14 protein-coding genes and 1 pseudogene are annotated in these 18,671 nt (G+C 67.5%); 9 read left to right on the forward strand and 6 right to left on the reverse strand.

Features of this window, described 5'->3' with window-relative positions; all coding sequences use genetic code 11:
* Window positions 1-40 precede the first annotated feature (40 nt).
* Window positions 41-1,546 carry a UvrD-helicase domain-containing protein gene (locus ABZ312_RS24415; protein WP_500438772.1) on the forward strand — a complete coding sequence of 502 codons (1,506 nt, stop codon included), beginning with the start codon at window positions 41-43 and terminating at the stop codon, window positions 1,544-1,546.
* A gap of 415 nt (window positions 1,547-1,961) precedes the next feature.
* Here ABZ312_RS24415 and ABZ312_RS24420 read toward each other — a convergent pair whose 3' ends face one another.
* Both ABZ312_RS24420 and ABZ312_RS24425 read right to left on the reverse strand, forming a co-directional pair.
* A complete protein-coding gene (locus ABZ312_RS24420) occupies window positions 1,962-2,807 on the reverse strand; it encodes an MBL fold metallo-hydrolase (RefSeq protein ID WP_500438773.1) in 846 nt (281 codons plus the stop codon).
* 651 nt (window positions 2,808-3,458) lie between these two features.
* Window positions 3,459-4,085 (reverse strand): CGNR zinc finger domain-containing protein, encoded by a 627-nt coding sequence (locus ABZ312_RS24425; protein ID WP_500438774.1) that lies wholly within the window; start codon window positions 4,083-4,085, stop codon window positions 3,459-3,461.
* A gap of 610 nt (window positions 4,086-4,695) precedes the next feature.
* Between ABZ312_RS24425 and ABZ312_RS24430 the strand changes: the two genes are divergently transcribed.
* Window positions 4,696-5,238, forward strand: a complete 543-nt coding sequence (locus ABZ312_RS24430) for a hypothetical protein (protein WP_500438775.1) — start codon at window positions 4,696-4,698, stop codon at window positions 5,236-5,238.
* A gap of 336 nt (window positions 5,239-5,574) precedes the next feature.
* On the opposite strand, the gene ABZ312_RS24435 is transcribed toward ABZ312_RS24430, so the two are convergent.
* Together ABZ312_RS24435 and ABZ312_RS24440 are read right to left on the reverse strand one after the other, a co-directional pair.
* Window positions 5,575-6,123 (reverse strand): hypothetical protein, encoded by a 549-nt coding sequence (locus ABZ312_RS24435; protein ID WP_500438776.1) that lies wholly within the window; start codon window positions 6,121-6,123, stop codon window positions 5,575-5,577.
* On the reverse strand, window positions 6,113-7,885 hold the full coding sequence (locus ABZ312_RS24440) for a helix-turn-helix domain-containing protein (RefSeq protein WP_500438777.1): 1,773 nt from the start codon (window positions 7,883-7,885) through the stop codon (window positions 6,113-6,115). Before ABZ312_RS24440 ends, ABZ312_RS24435 begins: the two co-directional genes overlap by 11 nt.
* 696 nt (window positions 7,886-8,581) lie before the next feature.
* Here ABZ312_RS24440 and ABZ312_RS24445 point away from each other — a divergent pair.
* The 3 genes and pseudogenes from ABZ312_RS24445 to ABZ312_RS24455 all read left to right on the forward strand — a co-directional run.
* Complete coding sequence (locus ABZ312_RS24445; protein ID WP_500438778.1) at window positions 8,582-9,454, forward strand: alpha/beta fold hydrolase; 873 nt, start codon at window positions 8,582-8,584, stop codon at window positions 9,452-9,454.
* Between the two features lie 349 nt (window positions 9,455-9,803).
* Window positions 9,804-10,205 (forward strand): SsgA family sporulation/cell division regulator, encoded by a 402-nt coding sequence (locus ABZ312_RS24450; RefSeq protein ID WP_500438779.1) that lies wholly within the window; start codon window positions 9,804-9,806, stop codon window positions 10,203-10,205.
* Between the two features lie 153 nt (window positions 10,206-10,358).
* A pseudogene (locus tag ABZ312_RS24455) lies at window positions 10,359-10,487 on the forward strand (IS256 family transposase); the annotation flags it as partial.
* A 95-nt stretch (window positions 10,488-10,582) separates the two neighbouring features.
* Here ABZ312_RS24455 and ABZ312_RS24460 read toward each other — a convergent pair.
* On the reverse strand, window positions 10,583-12,886 hold the full coding sequence (locus tag ABZ312_RS24460; protein WP_500438780.1) for a tetratricopeptide repeat protein: 2,304 nt from the start codon (window positions 12,884-12,886) through the stop codon (window positions 10,583-10,585).
* Window positions 12,887-13,630: 744 nt separating this feature from the next.
* Between ABZ312_RS24460 and ABZ312_RS24465 the strand changes: the two genes are divergently transcribed.
* The 4 genes from ABZ312_RS24465 to ABZ312_RS24480 all read left to right on the forward strand — a co-directional run bounded on the left by ABZ312_RS24465 (window position 13,631) and on the right by ABZ312_RS24480 (window position 17,598).
* Window positions 13,631-14,602, forward strand: coding sequence for an alpha/beta hydrolase (locus tag ABZ312_RS24465; RefSeq protein WP_500438781.1), 972 nt, complete (start codon window positions 13,631-13,633; stop codon window positions 14,600-14,602).
* 22 nt (window positions 14,603-14,624) lie between these two features.
* Window positions 14,625-15,344: an alpha/beta fold hydrolase gene (locus ABZ312_RS24470; protein WP_500438782.1), complete on the forward strand. Its 720-nt coding sequence runs from the start codon at window positions 14,625-14,627 to the stop codon at window positions 15,342-15,344.
* Between the two features lie 509 nt (window positions 15,345-15,853).
* A complete protein-coding gene (locus ABZ312_RS24475; RefSeq protein WP_500438783.1) occupies window positions 15,854-16,975 on the forward strand; it encodes an LLM class flavin-dependent oxidoreductase in 1,122 nt (373 codons plus the stop codon).
* On the forward strand, window positions 16,972-17,598 hold the full coding sequence (locus ABZ312_RS24480) for a CE1759 family FMN reductase (protein WP_500438784.1): 627 nt from the start codon (window positions 16,972-16,974) through the stop codon (window positions 17,596-17,598). The genes ABZ312_RS24475 and ABZ312_RS24480 overlap by 4 nt, the downstream gene beginning before the upstream one ends.
* Window positions 17,599-17,882: 284 nt before the next feature.
* Here the strand turns inward: ABZ312_RS24480 and ABZ312_RS24485 are convergent, their stop codons facing one another.
* On the reverse strand, window positions 17,883-18,458 hold the full coding sequence (locus ABZ312_RS24485; RefSeq protein ID WP_500438785.1) for a Dps family protein: 576 nt from the start codon (window positions 18,456-18,458) through the stop codon (window positions 17,883-17,885).
* Window positions 18,459-18,671 lie beyond the last annotated feature (213 nt).

Below are 18,671 nucleotides of genomic sequence, written 5' to 3' on the forward strand. Positions count from 1 at the left end.
GCACGCCTGTCGCGCCCTCATAGATCGATACACCTCAACGATGAAGCCCACGGACGAACAGACCGCAGCCGCCGACGCCTTCGCCACCGGGGACCATCTGGTGATCCAGGCCGGTGCCGGCACCGGCAAGACCACCACCCTCACCCAACTCGCCACCAGCACCTCACGCCGGGGCCTGTATGTGGCGTTCAACCGGTCCATCGCCCAGGACGCCGCCGGCCGCTTCCCCGGCACGGTGCTCTGCAAGACCGCGCACTCTCTGGCCTACGCCGCTGTCGGCCATCGTTACCGTGCCCGCCTGAACGGCCCCCGGCTGCCCGGCCGGCACACCGCCAACGCGCTCGGCATCACCAAGCCCATGCGCATCGGCGACCGCGTCCTGTGGCCGGGGACGCTGACCTCGACGGCACAGCGCACCGTCACCCGGTTCTGTCAGTCTGCCGACCCCGTCATCGAACGCCACCATGTGCCCCCGCTCCGTGGCCTGGCCGCAAGCCTGCACGCGGAACTCGCCCGGCGCATTCTGCCCTACGCCTGCGCCGCCTGGGCCGACCTGCAGCACCCCGACACCGGGGCGGTCCGCTTCGAACACGACCACTACTTGAAAATGTGGGCCCTGTCCGACCCGAAACTCCCCACCGACTTCGTGCTCCTGGACGAAGCCCAGGACACCAACCCCGTCCTCGAGCAGGTCCTGCTCAACCAGCGCGGCCACGCCCAACTCGTCATGGTCGGAGACTCCGCGCAGGCCATCTACGGCTGGCGTGGCACGAAAGACGTGATGACCGGCTTCGACGGCACGGCCCTGTCACTCACGCAGTCCTTCCGCTTCGGCCCCATCCTCGCGCTGGAAGCCAACCGGTGGCTGGCGATCGCCAACGCCCCGATCCGCCTGGAAGGCACCCAGACGATCCCCACCGAGGTCGGAAAGGTGACCCAGCCGGACGCGGTGCTGTGCCGCAGCAACATCGGAGCCATGGCCCAGATTCTCCGCTTCCTCGCCAAGGGCCGCAGGGTCGCGCTGGTCGGGGGAGGAGATGCCCTGCGCGCCCTGGCGCTGGCTGCCCGGGACTTGCAGGACGGACGCCGCACCTGCCACCCCGAGCTGGTGCTGTTCACCTCCTGGGGCCAGTTGCAGGACTACGCCGAACACGATCCCGCCGGCAGTGACCTGCAACCGATGGTCGACCTCGTCGACCATCACGGCACCGACGCCGTCCTGGCCGCGGTCAACCGCCTCGTACCCGAGAGCGACGCGCAGGTGACGATTTCCACCGCGCACAAATCCAAGGGCCGCGAATGGCCCCAGGTCGAGATCGCCGACGACTTCTATCCACCCAAGGACAGCGACGAGATCGACGAGCACGGAAGCCCGCTGCCCGGGCCGATCGACGACGCCGACGCACGCCTCGCCTACGTTGCCGTTACCCGCGCGCGCACCCGCCTCGACCTCGGCGGCCTGGAATGGATCAACGAACACCCCGACGGAAACCCCCCGGGGTCACACTCCTGGCCAACCGACGACCTGATCGTTCTTGCAGGGTGATCGCGCCGGCGCGTAAACGGCGAGAGGCCCGAGGCGGTCACTCGCTGTTCGCGTTCGGCGACTTCTGATGTGGCCGGCGCCAGCCGCTGACGACGACGAGGAGGCCACTGTTCGCCGACCGCGGCTTCGATCACGACGGGTAATACCAACGCCTGCTCGAGCACCGACCGCTACGCCCGACGTCTTCGTTTGGCGTGCCCGTGCAGCCGGTGGCGGCCCCGAAAGTGATCGCGGCCACCACCTCTCCGCCTCGCGGTCTCCGTTCCGGCGCCACCCGCTGGAGCAACTTTTGCAGCCCGTCAGGCACCAGACGTTCGACCGTCAACACGGAACCAACTGGCTGGCCTGGCCGAATGAGACAACCTCAAAGCCGGGACGTCATGGCACTCCTGCGGCGCTGTCTGCGACCAGGAGCTCAGGAGTAGAGTGCGGCCGCCCCGTTCCACAGGGCACCGGGGTTAAGGCGCTCGGGGAACAGCTCCAGCATGGCGTTGAAGAAGCTGAGAGCGCTGTCGTGCTGGGGGAGTAGCTCATCAGCGGTGTTGAGGTACTGCCGGGTCTCGTTGATGGCGCGCGTCGCGTCGTCGTCGAGTGCCTTGTTCTTGTGACCGGTGACAATCCAGCGGGGCTGGAGGGCTTCGACGGTGTCGATGGCGCGACGCCATGCATCCAGGCCGCCGTTCTTGGCTTCCACCAGGAACTGGTGCACGCCGTTGTAGATCACGTCGCCGGCGACCACGAGATCCAGGTCGGGGACATGCAGGACGGAGGTGTCGTCGGTGTCAGTGTGGCCGACCTCGACGATCACCATCTCATGGTCTTCGAGCGTGAAGCGGTTGTCGGGCACAGTGACAGCCGTGACGGGAGAGTCGGGGATCTGGCCGGGGAAGAGCTTGTCCCAGAAGCCCGGACGGATCGCCACGTTGTGGTGCATCTGCTTGATCGTGCCCTCCGTCGCAACGACCTGGGCGCCGAACCGCTCGGCCAGGAGGTTGGCGGCGAACCAGTGGTCACCGTGACCGTGGGTCACGAAGATATGGGTCAGGTTCTTGCCGCCGGCCTCAACCCACTGAGCGACCGCCTCGCCCTGAACGGTGGTCATGGGCGGGTCGACCAGTACGGCGTCGCGCTCGCCGTGGATGAGCGTGATGGACAGGGGCGAGAACATCCGCCGGTCGCCGTTGGGGACGAGTTCAGGAACGTTCAGCGGGATCGGGTCGGCGGTGAAAACCTCGTACGCGAGAGCGCTGTTTGTAGACACTACTACCTCTTAATGAGTGATCGATGGTTTTGGGGATGACTGCCTACGGCGCAACAGCTATGCGAGCAAATAACGCTGTCGGAATCGACACAACGGACGACGAGGCGCAGTCGACGAGCCAGCCAGATGGATCAGCGGCCTCCATAAGTCATCCGTGCAGGTAGACAATAACGAAAGGTCACTGAGCTCGGACTACTCCAGGGAGTAGGCATGAAGGACTGGGCGCCGTAGTCGCCAACCTGACTAATGGAAACTATAGCCAACTTACACCCAGGAGCGTAATAGCAAAGTCGGAAGCGGGTGTGATTGATAAGACGCACGATGGGTAAAAGCGCGGTGCACAGGTGGAATAGTCCTGGACCTGGTTCGCATCTGGATCGCCAATGATCCTGGCGCCGAGGTGAAGGTGCGTAAAATCGCCCTTGGACCATTAGGTCAGGGTGGGTGAGCGGCGATGAGGACGCGCAGTCGACATACGATGCGTACGGTTGACTTTCATGCCGCTGCGCCAGCGTCAAGGGCGTGACCGGGGAGTCATATGTCCGACGGTTATGGTTGACGTGATGCCGTGGGCCGGGCGTGCTACACGCCTTGGAGGCTGATGCAGCGGATGTCAAATATGCGATTTGACCTGCTCAGAACCCTAGAAATTCAGATGGCATGATCTTCCGCGGACGCCCGCTTGCGGGCCCGCGAGGCGCGTAGGTTGGCCGGGTTTCCACATGACCGGAGGCTGTGCCAGACCCCAATGTTGTTCCGTGTCCGGTCATAGAACACGGCTACACATACGGGATTTCGGCACGCTTTTAGCCGTCGCCACGTACCCTCCTTCTGTGCATTGAAGGATTCCGCAAGAACCGCAGAAGCTACCCAGTGCCAGCCGTATCCGTTCGGCAGGGCGACAAACGAAGGGCCCGAGGTCGTCGCTACTGTCACTGCGGCCGAGCGAAGTCGGGACGGAGGGGCGGATTCAGCGTCTGCGTCTGCTTGCCCGGAAACGAGTAGTCGGAGCTCGCTTCGCAGTTCCCTGAGAGCCGGGAGGTCTTCCTCGGGCAACGATGGCGGCGAGAAATCGAGTCCGGAGGACTCACTCAGTGCCCTTCCCGCCGAAGTCAGCCAGTTCCGCGCAGATGCGATGTCAGATAGAAGATCATCGTGAGTGTGTCTGGGACCTACCAGGCCGTCAGAGGAAGAGTTCAAGAGGTCCTGGACAAAGGCCAATCCTCCTGGAGCCGGAACCAGTCCGGGAATTCGCTCTGTAGCGATCCACTGCACCATGCGAGACCTCCCTCAACTTAGGTTGATAGGCCAACAGAATTCCGTACTTCGACAGCCGTTCGCACTGAGCCGCATGTTCGGCAGAGGCTACTAGGGCGAGCAATGGCTTAGGGGTGTTCGTCCAGGGGGGGGGCGAGTTCGGAACCGAATCAACCCCCTCGGGTTGATACAGCCAACCACGCAGGGTCACATCCCCCTGCGCTCGGAATTCAACGTCAGTGCGCGTATGAGCCATCTAGTCACTCCTCCCCATAGGGCGCGACACTACTGTAAGGCTGTAGCTAGTGTCGGTCAACCGGTGCGTGCAGAGGTGCCTCCATTCCTACGCCGTTTTGCGCCTCCTCTCGGCCCACCGTCAAACGCTGCGACTGGCCAGCTGTACTGCCCCTCCCACTCGTGGTTCTTCTGGGATCTCAGGCGTTGGCGTTGCGCCACCGCAGGTAAGCCATGGGGCCTGCGGGCGAGCGCGATGTGGTTGGGGTGGTTGGAGATTACGGGGTCTGCATCTCGCCACAGGTGCAGCCGGCGGGTTCTGACAGGGTGCCCGTTCTGGCGGCGAGGCGACTATTCAGCGTCGAGTCCCAAGTCCTGAGGCGCGGCGTCACAGGCCGTGAAGACGGCTGCCCGGATCAAGGGGGCCTTCGACGGTCCGGCGGTGCTGTCAGATGTCTTGAGCACCGACATGCGGGTCGGACTGCGCCGATGGGTCGAGTCCACCTTCCTCGTCCCCGAACGACGGGGCAGGAGCCGCGGCGTGATGGTCGAACTACACCATGATGGAACCGTGGCTATTGCTGTTGACCTCGCTCACGGCCTGGGCCATGGCGGCGGCATTGCCGTCAACACCCAGACTCTGCAGGTAGTGGTCCGGGAGGCCGTCGCATTGGCCGATGCCTTCCGCCGCCACCGCGCGCCGGACAGCTCTCTCGACATCACGGCGACCGTGACCACCGGGACCAAGGGTTCCCGCCTGCTGCCCTTCGGCGGGAACCCATCGGGCTACGCGTTGTACCCGGACACACGTCACCCCCGGCGACTGATGCCCGCCTCCACCGAACTGGCTCCACATGCCGATGACGCGGCGCTGAGGGAGTGTGCGCACGAGCTCTCCACCGGTCTGCTCCACCAGTTCGGAATCAACGTGCACCGATGATCGCCGACGGGGGATCACACGTGCTGTGCCCGGTCTGGCCGGCTAAGGCCAGTCCTGCCCCGGGGCTTCACGGTGGGGCCATGCCACCGGAGGGAGGAAAGTTGGGGGCTGGGCGCTCTGCCGGGCTGCTGATGGGGCAGGGTGGGACCTATGGCGGTAGTGGCGGGAGTGCAGGCGAGTTGTCACCGTTGTCTGCAAACACGCTCCCTGTTCCGATCGCACGGACGGGTTCCGGTGGCGGACGTCTTCGGCGTCTCCCCACGAGCCGGGCAGGCCATCGGCGGCACAGCCCGAACCAGGCCCGAAGGAAGCACGTTGAAGAAGCCACGTCCCCGTTCAGCTGAAGTGCGTCGGCGGCTTGTGGCTGTCCGACGCCAGCGCGGCCAAGCTGGCACGGGCCTCCGCGGCGAGTTCCTCGGGTACCTGTTCTGTCGCAGTGAACAGGGCACGGTACTCCGCGGCCGCCTCTTCGAACAGACCCAGATGGGACAGTGCGTGTCCCAGGTGAAGACGGATCTTGCACTCATTCCGGCCGTAGCCCATGGTCTCCAGGCGCCCACGTAGGGGCGCCAATGCATCAATTGCTTCCTGCCATTCGCCGACGTTGAGGTACACCAGGGAGACGTGGATAGCAGCCGTGATCGTCATGACCTCACGCTGGTTCACTGCCACATGGACACTGTTCCTGGGATCGTTGAGGCCGTCCACGACCTCGCGGTAAGCCTGCACAGCGTCACGGGGCCGACCGGCCTTCTCCCAGAGTCGGATGTTGACAATGCCGGCCCTCAGACAGCCGAGGACGTCCCCGGCTTTGTCGAACAGAGCCGCAGCTCGTGTGCAATGCTCTTCCGCGGTCAGGGCGTCGCCGACCGCGTCATGGAGCACGCTGAACCTGATGTGTGCGCGTGCCTGCTCGATCAGGTCGCCGCACTCTCGCGCCAGAGCAAGAGCGGACGCGGCAGCGTCCAGTGCTTCGGTGTGGCGGGATTCGCACGTCCAGTAGGCCCAGGCGAGGGAATTTTTTGCGGCGTGCCTCCTCGCGCTTGTCGCCCACGGCGGATGCAGCCCGGGCAGCGGCCCCGTAGAGCTCGACCCAGTGACCCCAGGAGATCCATTCGTCGGCGGGCAGTTCGTCTGCTGCCTGGGATATCAGGCTGTGCTCTCCTTCCGCGGCCGCCTCCTGGAAAGCCGCCCACCAGTTCTCGCTCTCCGCCCTGAGCCAGCCCATCGCCTGCCCGCGGTCCTCCAACGGCACCAGAGTGGGCCCGGGCGCTGCGGAGGCATCCGAGTTGCGGTGCCGGCACCCGGCCGCGGCCACCGTCTCCAGTAGCCAGGAGCGCAATACGGCACGAGCCGCCGCCGACTGACCTGCGGTCTCTTGCGAACGGTGCTGCGCTCTGGCGTACAGGCGCAGGAGGTCGTGGAAGCGGTAGCGGTCTTCCCGGACCGTCATCAGCAACCCGGCCTCGAGGAGCTCCTCCAGGAGGTCCTCGGCGACCGGCAGCGACGAGTCGGCGAGAACGGCTGCCAGCGGCAAGCCGAATTCCTGTCCAGGCACCAGGGACAGCAACCGGAACATGCGGGCCGTGGCCGGGGCCAGACGCGAGTACGACAGCGCAAAAGCTGCACTGACACGCAGATCGCCCGCGCTGAGCGAGTCCAGCCGGCGGTCCTCGTCAATGAGCCGGGCGACCAGGCGCTGCAGGCTCCAGTTGGTCCGTGTTGCGGCCCAGTTCGCGGCGATACGCAGGGCCAGCGGCAGGTGCCCGCACAACTCGGCGACCTCATCGGCGGCCTGCGGCTCCGCGTCCACACGCGCCGCACCGACCACCCCCCGCAGCAGCGCCACAGAGTCCCCCGGCGCCAGCACAGCCAGCTCGACCCGGTTCACGCCCTCCAGGTCGGCAAGGGTGTTGCGACTGGTCACCAGCACCAGCAACCGACCCTCGCGCGGCAGCAGGGCCCGCACCTGCTCCTCGGCGGACACGTTGTCCAGCACGAGGACAGCCTGTGTGGCCGCAGCCAGGTCCTGGTAGCGGGCCAGTCTCTGCTCCGCAGTCAGGCGCGCAAGCTCGAGGTCGTCCACCCCCCATGCCCGCAGCATCCGTGACGCCGCCTCCGAGGCTGTCACCGGCCGCAGGTCCAGCCCCCGCATATCCACCAGGAACGCCCCATCGGACAGGTTGCGGGAGAGATCCTCAGCCACGCGAACAGCCATCGTCGTCTTGCCGCTGCCGGGCGCACCGGACACCACCGCCGCCGGCGGCGCCCCTTCGGCGCCGACTCCGGACAGAACTGGAGCAGCCAGCCGCCGCAATGATGCGACCTCACGCTCCCTGCCCACGAAGTCGCGGACCCCCCGTGGCAGGGCTTGCGGGGCAGCAGTCCCCGCCGTCGGCGCACGAGCACCCGCGCGGTCGGACCGTGCCAGAGCCAGCAATTCAGCCCTGGCCTGCTCGTCCAGGGCAAGTCCCTGTGCCAGCGCCGTGACCGTCCCTCGCTGGGGGCGCAGGGTCCTGCCACGCTCCATGTCGCCGATCGCTCGGCCCGAGATCCCCGACGCCTCGGCCAACTCCTCGATCGTCAGACCCCGCAGACTCCGCAACTCACGCAACAGCGAACCGAATCCGCCACTACCGCCCTTCACCGGACACCCCTCTGAACCGGGAACCCCGCCGGCCTCCACGGATCTGGGGCCCCACCCCTGCAACCTGATGCAATCGCGCTGCCGACCCCCGCCTGACCAGCCACCCTACTGGCAAGATCGTCGCATGCCTCGGGTCGCACGGCGGGTACGGGCACGCCGCCAACCTGTCATTGGGCCTCCTGGCAGCCACCGGGGCCGGACCCAGGTGACGACGAGCCAACGAATCAGCGATCGACCCCCTGCACGGTCAACCTTCAAGTCCTGCTGGACGGAGGAACGATCCAAGCTAGGGCCGACCGGCAGGCTCGGGTGTTCTGTTCGCGCACTGGATCCGTCCTCGTAGCGCACCGACCCTTCTCCGGCACCCGTCACTCGGTTATGGCCGCTGTTTCCGTGCGCTGTTGGTACAGCGGTAGTACGCGCGCGAGCGATTACTGCCCGCATTTTGGCTTTAGCGTGGAACAACGGCACCGAGCATGTTGCATGTGATTCGGCGTTTCTCCGGATGAGCCGGCGCAACAGCGAAAGGGCACGACGTGGTGCGCGCTGCCTGTCGGCGCTCTTCCCAAGAATGCGTCGTTCCGTTTGTTGCACCGTCTTGGCCGTGCCCGACACCGTACCTGCGCCGATTTCGTATCGGGGCTCGGGTACTTCACTGACATGGCCCGTGACAGGGCCACCGAAGGGATTTCCATCATGCGATTCCGAGGAAGACGGCTGCACAAGTCCCGTGTGCTGGCCGCTGCATGCGCCCTGGCCGTCGTCGGGGTGGTGCCGGCCACCCAGGTGGTCGCGCAGGCCACCACCGTCGCGAAGGACCGCGGTCCCAAGCCGACGATCGTGCTCGTACACGGTGCGTGGGCGGATGCGTCGAGCTGGAACCCGGTGATCAGCCGCCTCCAGCACGACGGCTACACCGTCGTCGCCCCGCCCAACCCGTTGCGTGGCGTCGACTACGACGCGCAGACCCTGAAGAACTACCTGGCCGGTGTTCAGGGCCCGGTCGTCCTGGTGGGCCACTCCTACGGCGGCATGGTCATCACCAACGCTGCCGCGGGCAATCCCAATGTCAAGGCGCTGGTCTACGACGACGCCTACATCCCCGACAAGGGCGAGACCGTGTTCCAGATCAACGCCGCGCAGCCCGGTTCGTGTGTTACCGCCGACCCGTCGACGTTCCTGAACCTGGTGCAGTATCCCGGCTCCCCCGAGGGTGACTTCGACGCCTACCTGAAGGTTGCGCCCAGCGGTGCCTATCAGGGATTTGCCGACTGCTTCGCCAACGGTGTCCCCAACGCCCAGGCCCGGCTTCTGGCAGCCGGCCAGCGACCCTTCGCTGTCAGTGCCGGATCCGAGCCCTCCGGCACGCCCGCCTGGAAGACCATCCCCTCCTGGGCCGTGGTCGGAACCGCGGACCACGTCATCCCCTCAGCTGAGCAGCTGGCCATGGCCACCCGTGCGGGCGCTCACATCACCAAGGTCAACGCCGGCCATCTGTCCCTCATCACCCGACCCGGCGTGGTGACCGACGTCATCCGCGACGCCGCCCGGGCGGCCGTCCGATCCTGACGCGGTCGCCTCTGGCCTGCATGACGCAGCCGTAGGAGGCACCACGCGCTGTTGTCAGACTTTGGGCCGGGGCCGCCCTGGCGTGCCGGCACTCCTTTGCGAGCCCGTATGCATGGGGCGCCTCCGGCCCACCAAGGACAGCGCGAACGCCTGGGACGCGCCTTTCCCGGGTACGGCGGCACGGTCGATGCTGCCGGGAGGCTCCGGTTCGGTCAGATCCTGGGACGAGGAAGACCAGCACACGCGCCCTGTTGGGCAAGTCACGCCGTCCGCGGCGTTTTGGATTCATCAGCAGAAAAGTTTCTGTGACCTTGTGGGGGAGTGGATGAGACCGCCTCTTACCTCGGTCATGTGTCCGGTGACGGTACAGGTCACCGCTCCGGAACAGCTTCCGGTGCCGCTGCCCGCGCAGTTGCACTACGACATGACCGATCCTTACGCCGTGCGCCTTTCCCTGGGTGCACCAGCGGCGAAACCCGTGAACTGGGTGTTCGCTCGCGACCTGCTCGCCGAGGGCCTGCGCAGACCGGCTGGCACGGGCAACGTGCTCGTCTTTCCCGGACACCGATGCCGACCGCACTTCATGCGCATCCTCCTGCGGTCCACCGCGGGAACGGCGCTGGTGGAGATCTCGACTTCCGAGGTCGCCACGTTTCTACGTCAGACCTTCCTGCTGGTGCCCTCTGGGTCCGAGAGTCTCCACATCGACCTCGACCGTACCGTGGCCGAGCTCACGAGAAGGGGTGACTGAAGCCGATTCGGATCAGTTTGTCCCGTACCCGCCAACGCGCGCTCCGCGAAAGGCACGTTGCCGCATGCCGTGCTCTGTGGGACAGCGGACGGACCGTCTGTTGTCAAACAGCTGATCCTCGGAGATGTCGAAGTCGCGAAGGGGACCAGCACGATGACCGCACCTGACGTTCCGCCCCTTGCACGCCGTCGCCGAGGACAACCTCGCTGCGGCGCGTCCCGATCTGCTGCGCGCGATGGTCGGGACGTTCGCCGGCGCGTCATGTCCGCACAGACCGATGCCCGGTCGGGTCTTCGAGCGCACCTTCGGGATCCCGCCCAGCTATGGCAGGTCAGGCGGCACGGGCACTGCACGATCGTTTCCGAGGAGCTGACGCACTATCTTTCCGGAGGAGCGGTGGACGCCTCCAACTTGGCTCTCACCTGTTCCGCCTCCGGCCGTTCGACTTGCTCGAACAGGTCGGCCGCGCGATGCCACGAGGTGTGGGCTGCGTTCTGGTCGCCGACGGCGGCGTGTGCGTCACCGAGCCGTTCCTGGATGATTGCCCTGTTGTACGCGTCGCCTCCCTCCGGCAACAGGTCAAGAGCCCGGCGGGCGCAGCGAATCGCTGCCTCGAATTCGCCCAGCCCGTAGTGCGCGCTCGCGAGAGTGTCCCAGGCGGCCGCCTCGTGAAACGAGTCGCCGATCTCTCGCGTCAGGCAAATCGCCTCTTTGGAACGTGCGGCGGCCTCCTCGTAATCTCCGAGCTTGGTGTGCAGCCAGCCAATATTGTTCAGGTTCCTGGCCTCGAAGGAACGGAGGCCGATGTTGCGGAAAAGGCGCAACGCTTCAGCAACGTGGTCCCGTGCTTCACCGAATCTCTCCTGTCGTTGCAGGAGCCAGCGCATGCTCGAATGCGTGTGCGCCCGTTCCGCGGGATCGCCGAGTTCCGCAGCCACCTCGAAAGCACGCTCGAGGTGGCTGCCGGCCGCCTCGTACTGGTTCAGATCAGTCAGCGCGCGAGCCAGTTTACGGAGGGTGGTGACTTCTCCGAGCAGGTCGCCGTCCTGCCGCGCGGCATCCACACCAGTGCGCTGGGATGCCGCGATGTCCTGCCAGTGTCCCTGCCGGTCGAGGAAGATATGCATGCAGCAGGGAAGTTGCCAGGCGTGGGTGAGGAACGTCGTCTTCATGGCCTCGGTGACCGCTGCCATCAACGCGCCACGTTCCGCGGTGAACCAGGCCAAAGCCTCGCTGTGGCTGGTGAACGTCTCTGGAAGTGCGTCAGGCTGGGCCCGAGCGAGTCGCAGGGGATTCACGTTCGAGCTCAGTACTTGATCTGCGGCGTACGCGCTGTGCAGATAGTGGTCGAACATCCTGTGCTGAGCGGCACGGCGTTCGGCCGGGGTGTCGGTGAGCTCGGTGAGCTCGGTGGCGAAGAGGCGCAACAGGTCGTGCAGCCCGTACCGGCCCGGTGCGCGTTCCATGACAAGGTTCGCGTTGGCGAGTTCACCCAGTGCCGTGCGCGCTGTCCGCATCGGCAAGGCGGCGAGAGCGGCGGCTGTCCGTACCGCAATGTCGGGCCCAGGGTGCAGTGACAGGAGCCGGAAGACCCGGGCACTGTCGGGCGACAGGAGTCGGTAGGAACAGGCGAAGGCGGTGCGGGCGTCGGTGGCTCCGCCGTCGCCGGAGAAGGCGTCCAGGTTGTCCTGGGACGAGCGGAGTTCGGCGGCGATGGCCGACAGAGCGAAATCCTCATTGTTCTGGATGCGGGCGGCCACGAGAGCCAGAGCCAGCGGAAGGCGTCCGCACTGCTCGATGATGTCGTTGGCGGCCTCCGGTTCGGCGGACAGGCGCTCGGTGCCTGTCCGTAGGGCCAGTACCGCATGGGCGTCCGTGCGGGAGGGCGGCTCCAGGCGCAGCGGGCGGGCCCCGGTGGCGATCAGGCCGGGCAGGGTGTTGCGGCTGGTGACCAGGGTCAGGGAGCCGGGTGAGGAGGGCATCAGCGGACGTACCTGATCGGTGGTGCTGGCGTTCTCCAGGAGTACGAGGACCCGTCGGCCGACGAGCAGACTGCGGAACAGACCCGCGAGTGCGTCTATACCGGTCGGTATGCGGTGCGGTGGCAGTCCCCATGCTTCCAGGATGCCGCTGAGCGCCTCGACGGGGTTCATGGCCGTCCTCGCGGTATCGAACCCGCGCAGGTCCACGTAGAACTGACCGCCCGGGAACCGGTCGGCCACCGTGTGGGCCCAGTGCACCGCCAGCGTGGTCTTCCCCACCCCCGCCATCCCGCTGAGCAGCACCGTCGTAGAGGCTGCGGGCATCGTGGATGTCACCTCGCCGGCGATGTCTCGCAGACGGACGAGTTCGGCCTGCCTGCCGGCGAAGGCCGCCAGACCGGCCGGCAGCTGGGCGGGGCGGGCGAGCGTTTCGAGGACCTCCGGCACTGTCTCCTGGCTCGGACGCGTGGCACGGGCGACCGCCAGCAGTTCGGCATGCGCCGCTTCGTCCAACTGCAGAGCCCGCGCGAGCGCGGCGACCGTCCCACGATGCGGACGCAGACTACGCCCCCGCTCCATATCACCTATCGCGCGTCCCGACACACCCGACGAATCGGCCAGCTCTTCAAGTGTCAGGCCCCGACCTTGTCGCAACTCACGCAATATCTGCCCGAACCGCGTGCCGCTACCGCTTTCCACCACGCTCCCTTAGTCATATGCCACCCCATATTAGTGGATATTCACCTGCTGAACGCTCGCTCCGGCAGGGACGCCGCCGGCATGGCCGACCCGTCACGGTGGGCCGGCCCGGTTGTTCGGTGGGGTGCGTGCCCCGTCGACCGGGCACGTTCCTGCGCGCGTTGACCTGGGGGCACGTGCGACGACTGGAACGCGACACTCGTCGTGACCGGCGGCGCTGCCCCCGGCCTTCGCCGGTCATGGACCAGGCCCTGTGCCGGCCTTCCCCTGCCTGCCGACCGTGCTTGTCCCGACGGGCACGTACCCGGCCGCGTGGGCTTCGGCGCGTCGGGCGGCAGGGTCGACGGTGCCCACACGTCCGTCGGCCGGCTCCCCGGAGTACGGCGATGCCGCACGACGATGTCGCCATGCGCGGCCGCTTCATCGCTCGGATCGGTGTTCGTACGACGCGGCCCGCGTCGCGGCGTCGGGGTTCCGGCTGCTCCGTCATGTGCTCCGCCTGCTCCGGGCCTTGCCGGGCAGGTGCGCCCCCACCGGCGAGGCAGACCGCTTGCTTCCGGCAGGGGCTTCGTACCCGGTCACCCGGCCTGAATCGGTCCGCTGGTTCGACAAGGCCGGTGGTGCGCTGCGGGGCTGCGGCGGTGCGCTCTTGGACAATTCGCGCACGTATCTGCGGGTCTAGCGTGATGAGTGTTTCCGCTTGGGAGGGCCCGGCGGACCGGACGAGACCTCAGGAGAAAACCCATGTCCAATGCCGTAGAGCCGGTCAAGCCGATACTGGAACCGGCGGCAGCTGCTTTCGCGGAGGCCACGGCCAACCCCCCGTATCTGTTCGATCTCGCCCCGGCGGAGGGCCGCAAGGCCGTCGACGAGGTGCAGTCCGGCGACATCGCCAAGCCGGCCGTCGACGAGGAGTGGATCACCATTTCGGGCGGCCCGACGGGCAGTGCCCGGGCTCGCATCGTCAAGCCCGCTGGTGCCGAAGGCTCCCTGCCGGTGATCCTCTACATCCACGGCGCCGGCTGGGTGTTCGGCAACGCCCACACCCACGACCGTCTGGTGCGCGAGCTCGCCGTCGGCGCCGGCGCGGCCGTCGTCTTCCCCGAGTACGACCTCTCTCCCGAAGCCCGGTACCCGGTCGCCATCGAGCAGAATTACGCGGTGGCGCAGTGGGTCGTGGAGCAGGGCGCGTCCAAGGGACTGGACGCTTCCAGGCTGGCCGTGGCCGGCGACTCGGTCGGCGGCAACATGACCGCCGCGCTGACGCTGATGGCCAAGGAGCGCGGCGACGTGACCTTGGTGCAGCAGGTGCTGTTCTACCCGGTCACCGACGCGAACTTCGACACCGGCTCCTACCACCAGTTCGCCGAGGGCTACTTCCTGCGCCGCGACGGCATGCAGTGGTTCTGGGACCAGTACACCACCGACCCCGCGCAGCGTGCCGAGATCACCGCCTCCCCGCTGCGCGCCACCACCGAGCAGCTCACCGGCCTGCCCCCCGCCCTCGTGATCACGGGCGAGGCCGACGTCCTGCGCGACGAGGGCGAGGCCTACGCCAACAAGCTCCGCGAGGCCGGCGTCCCCGTCACCGCCGTCCGCTTCCAGGGCATCATCCACGACTTCGTGATGCTCAACGCCCTGCGCGAGACCCACGCCGCCGAGGCCGCCATCACCATGGCCGTCCACACGCTGCGTACTGCGCTGCACGCCCGCTGACGACCGAAGAGAGAGCGCCAACATGACCACATCCACTCCCACGGTGGTCCTCGTACATGGCGCGTTCGCCGACGCGTCCAGCTGGTCCGGGGTCATCGCCGCACTGCAGAGTGACGGCATTCCCGTCGTGGCGCCCGCGAACCCGCTCCGGGGCCTTGCTTCCGACGCCGCGTACCTGGCGTCCGTGGCCGCCCAGATCGACGGCCCCGTCGTGCTCGTGGGCCACTCCTACGGCGGTGCGCTCATCACCGTGGCCGGTATGACGGAGAACGTCGTCGGGCTGGTCTACGTGGCGGCCTACGTGCTCGACGAGGGCGAGAGCATGGGCGAACTGCAAGGCCGCTTCCCTGACTCCCCGTTGGTCGGCAGCCTGAAGCAGTGGGACTACCCTGGCGCGGACGGCGGCCCGGCCGTCGAACTCACCATCGTCCGGGAGGCGTTCCCGTTGGTCTTCGCCGCCGATGTGCCCGCTGACGTCACCAAGGTGCTGGCTGTGGCGCAGCGTCCGCTCGCCGCCTCCGCTTTCACGGAGACGGCCTCGGTGGCCGCGTGGAAGACGAAGCCGTCCTGGGCGCTCGTGGCCGGCGCGGACCGGGGCATCGCCCCGGAGGTGCAGCGCTTCGCCGCGAAGCGGGCCGGTGCGACCATCGTCGAGGTCGAGTCCGCGTCCCACGCGGTCGCGCTCTCCCAGCCGAAGGAAGTCGCCGACCTCATCCGCGACGCGGTACGCGCCACCAGCTGAGTGAACGGCACAAGCGACTGCGCGGGCGTCTGACAGGTACGCCCGCGCAGTCTCTTTTGTGTGCGCCCGGTGGCCACCGGCATGAGGCAGGCAGGACGGCACGAAGGACAGGCACGGTTGTGGGCGGCCACTTCAGGACCGCCAGGGTACCTCCGCACGTGGTCCAGCTCGCCGTTTCCGGCACGGTCCGCGCCCTCGAACGCGGCGTGCCATGTCCGCAGTCGGCCCGGAGGCTCTGCCGGGGCTGGTCAGGACCCCCGCGGCTTGTCCGCGTGACCGTCGAGCGACGGGATCCACGCAGGCAGCGCTTCCGCGGAGACCGAGTCGCCACGCAAGACGATCCGCGTCAGTCGCTCCCGGACTGGGAGCCGTGCGCGCACAGTCATTCGACGGCTTGTTGCCGAACCTAGGCTCGCCGTCAGTTCAGCCGCGGCAGACAAGCGTCTGCCGCGCGGTCGCCCACCTGAGTGGTGACGCGGCCGTTTCAGCAACAGCAGGGAGTGACCCATATGCAGTTCGGGATCTTCAGCGTCGGTGATCTCACCGCCGACCCCACGACGGGCCGGACGCCGAGCGAGCACGAGCGGATCAAGGCGATGGCCGCGATCGCGCTCAAGGCGGAGGAGGTGGGGCTGGACGTCTTCGCGACCGGGGAGCACCACAATCCGCCCTTCGTGCCGTCGTCGCCGACGACGATGCTGGGCTGGATCGCGGCCCGCACCGAGAAGCTGATCCTGTCCACCTCCACGACGCTGATCACCACGAACGACCCGGTGAAGATCGCCGAGGACTTCGCGATGCTCCAGCACCTTGCGGGCGGCCGGGTCGATGTGATGATGGGGCGCGGCAACACCGGTCCGGTCTATCCCTGGTTCGGTCAGGACATCCGGCAGGGCATCCCGCTGGCGGTGGAGAACTACGCGCTGCTGCACCAGTTGTGGCGGGAGGACGTGGTGGACTGGGAGGGCCGCTTCCGCAGCCCGCTGCAGGGCTTCACCTCCACGCCGCGGCCGCTGGACGGCGTCCCGCCGTTCGTCTGGCACGGCTCCATCCGCTCGCCGGAGATCGCCGAGCAGGCCGCGTACTACGGTGACGGCTTCTTCCACAACAACATCTTCTGGCCGGCCGACCACACCAAGCGGATGGTCGAGCTGTACCGCGCGCGCTTCGCGCACTACGGCCACGGCACGCCGGAGCAAGCGATCGTCGGGCTCGGCGGCCAGGTGTTCATGCGCAAGAACTCGCAGGACGCCGTGCGCGAGTTCCGCCCGTACTTCGACAACGCCCCGGTGTACGGCCACGGGCCGTCGCTGGAGGACTTCACCGAGCAGACCCCGCTGACCGTCGGCTCGCCGCAGCAGGTGATCGAGAAGACGCTGGGCTTCCGCGAGTACGCCGGCGACTACCAGCGCCAGCTGTTCCTGATGGACCACGCGGGACTGCCGCTGAAGACCGTGCTGGAGCAGCTCGACATGCTCGGCGAACAGGTCGTGCCGGTGCTGCGCGAGGAGTTCGCCAAGGGCCGCCCGGCCGGTGTGCCGGACGCGCCGGTCCACGCCGCGCTGCTCGCCCGCCGCGACGCGCAGGCCGCCGCCGAGGACGTCAAGGACGAAGAGGTGCCGGCGTCGTGAAACTGGTCTTGGTTTCGGCGGGGTTGAGCGTGCCGTCCTCCACGCGGCTGCTGGGTGACCGGCTGACAGCAGTGGTGGCGGAGCTCGACGCCGCGGTGCAGGTCCAGGTCGTGGAACTGCGCGAACTGGCCGTGGAGATCGCGCACAACTTCACCAACGGGTTCCCTGGCCGTGCGCTGGCCGCTGCGATCGAGGCGGTCACGGCGGCCGATGGGTTGATCGCGGTGACGCCGGTGTTCTCCGCGTCGTACAGCGGGCTGTTCAAGTCGTTCTTCGACGTGCTGGACATGGAGGCGCTGGAGGGCAAGCCCGTCCTGATCGCGGCGACCGGCGGTACCGCACGGCACTCGCTGGTCCTGGACCACGCCCTGCGTCCGCTCCTGTCCTACCTCCGTGCCGTCGTCGTGCCCACCGGCGTGTACGCGGCCTCCGAGGACTGGGGCGCACAGGGGCTGGCCGAGCGGATCGAACGGGCGGCCGGAGAACTCGTGGCGCTCATGACTGGCATCACGGGCACCCAGCACGTACGTGAGACCGCGGTCGACGACGCGCCGGTCGCGGTCGGTGGCTTTGCAGTGGTGCCCTTCGAGCAACAACTTGCTGCGCTACGACGGGCCGATTGAGTGCCCGATGTCGCGTCTGCTGTGAACCCAGTGCCTTGCGCAGAGCTACGGCCGGCGGCCCAATGCCATGGACCAGGCGAGGGGACGCGCTCTGGCGGGCGCGGCGGATGGCCAGCACACCGCAAGTGTCATCCGCGCCTGCTGCCGGGGTCAGCCCTGTGTCTTAAGTGTCACGGCAGACGGCGGGGGAGGGCATCCGGCTCCTCCGGCTCAAGGACCGGCACGGCGTCCCCCGTCCGGCGCCCCGTGGTTGGAGCGGGGGCCGGACGCGGGGCAGCCGGAGGTCAGGCGCGGACCAGCGGTGTGTCGACCAGGTGCTCGGCCAGGAACCAGGCCTGCAGTTCACCGGTGCGGATCACTTGAGAGACCAGCAGGTCGTTGGTGCCGTCGTCGCCCAGCTCGGCGGCCCTGGCGGCGGCGTCGTGCGCCTGGACGAGGATCGTCTCGTGTGCCTCCAGCAGCCGTGAAAGCATGGCCGGGATCTCCTCCACGCCGTCCGGCGGCCGAGGGATGGAAGTGATCTCGGCGACGTGCCGCGGATCGCCCACGGCCACACCGCCCAGACTCTGTACGCGCTCCGCCAGGGCATCGATCAGCCCCAGTTGCTCCCCGGCGTGCTTGTCCAGCACGAGGTGCAGCTGGTAGAAGGTCGCCCCACGCACCAGCCAGTGGTGCTTCTTGTAGAGGCCGTGGAGGATCTGAGTGTCGGCCAGCACCTTGTTGAGCCGCTGGCAGCCGTACATGCGCGCGTCGTAGGACAACCCGATCGGGAACTGCTTGACGGTGCCGAACTCCTGGATGACTTCACCCTTTTGATGCAGCCATGGCTGGCTGCTGCCAGGGGTGGTGTGCGTGCTCATGCGAAGTGCCTCCTGTGTTGTGTGGGTACGAAGGGCGACGCTAAGCGCCGCGCCGGGGCTCGCGTTGCCCGGGAACGCATGCGGATGTGCCTGGCAGCGCATGGGATTTCCGCGGTGACGCCTGCTTTCCTCGGTGCACTGCCGGGCAACGTCTCGTGCGCCGGCGGACGCGGTGCCTCTGTCGCGGGGACGTACGGTCGGCGCGCGGCCTGT

Origin of the sequence: Streptomyces sp. NPDC006207 (assembly GCF_040613835.1) — a bacterium.
GTDB lineage: Bacteria > Actinomycetota > Actinomycetes > Streptomycetales > Streptomycetaceae > Actinacidiphila.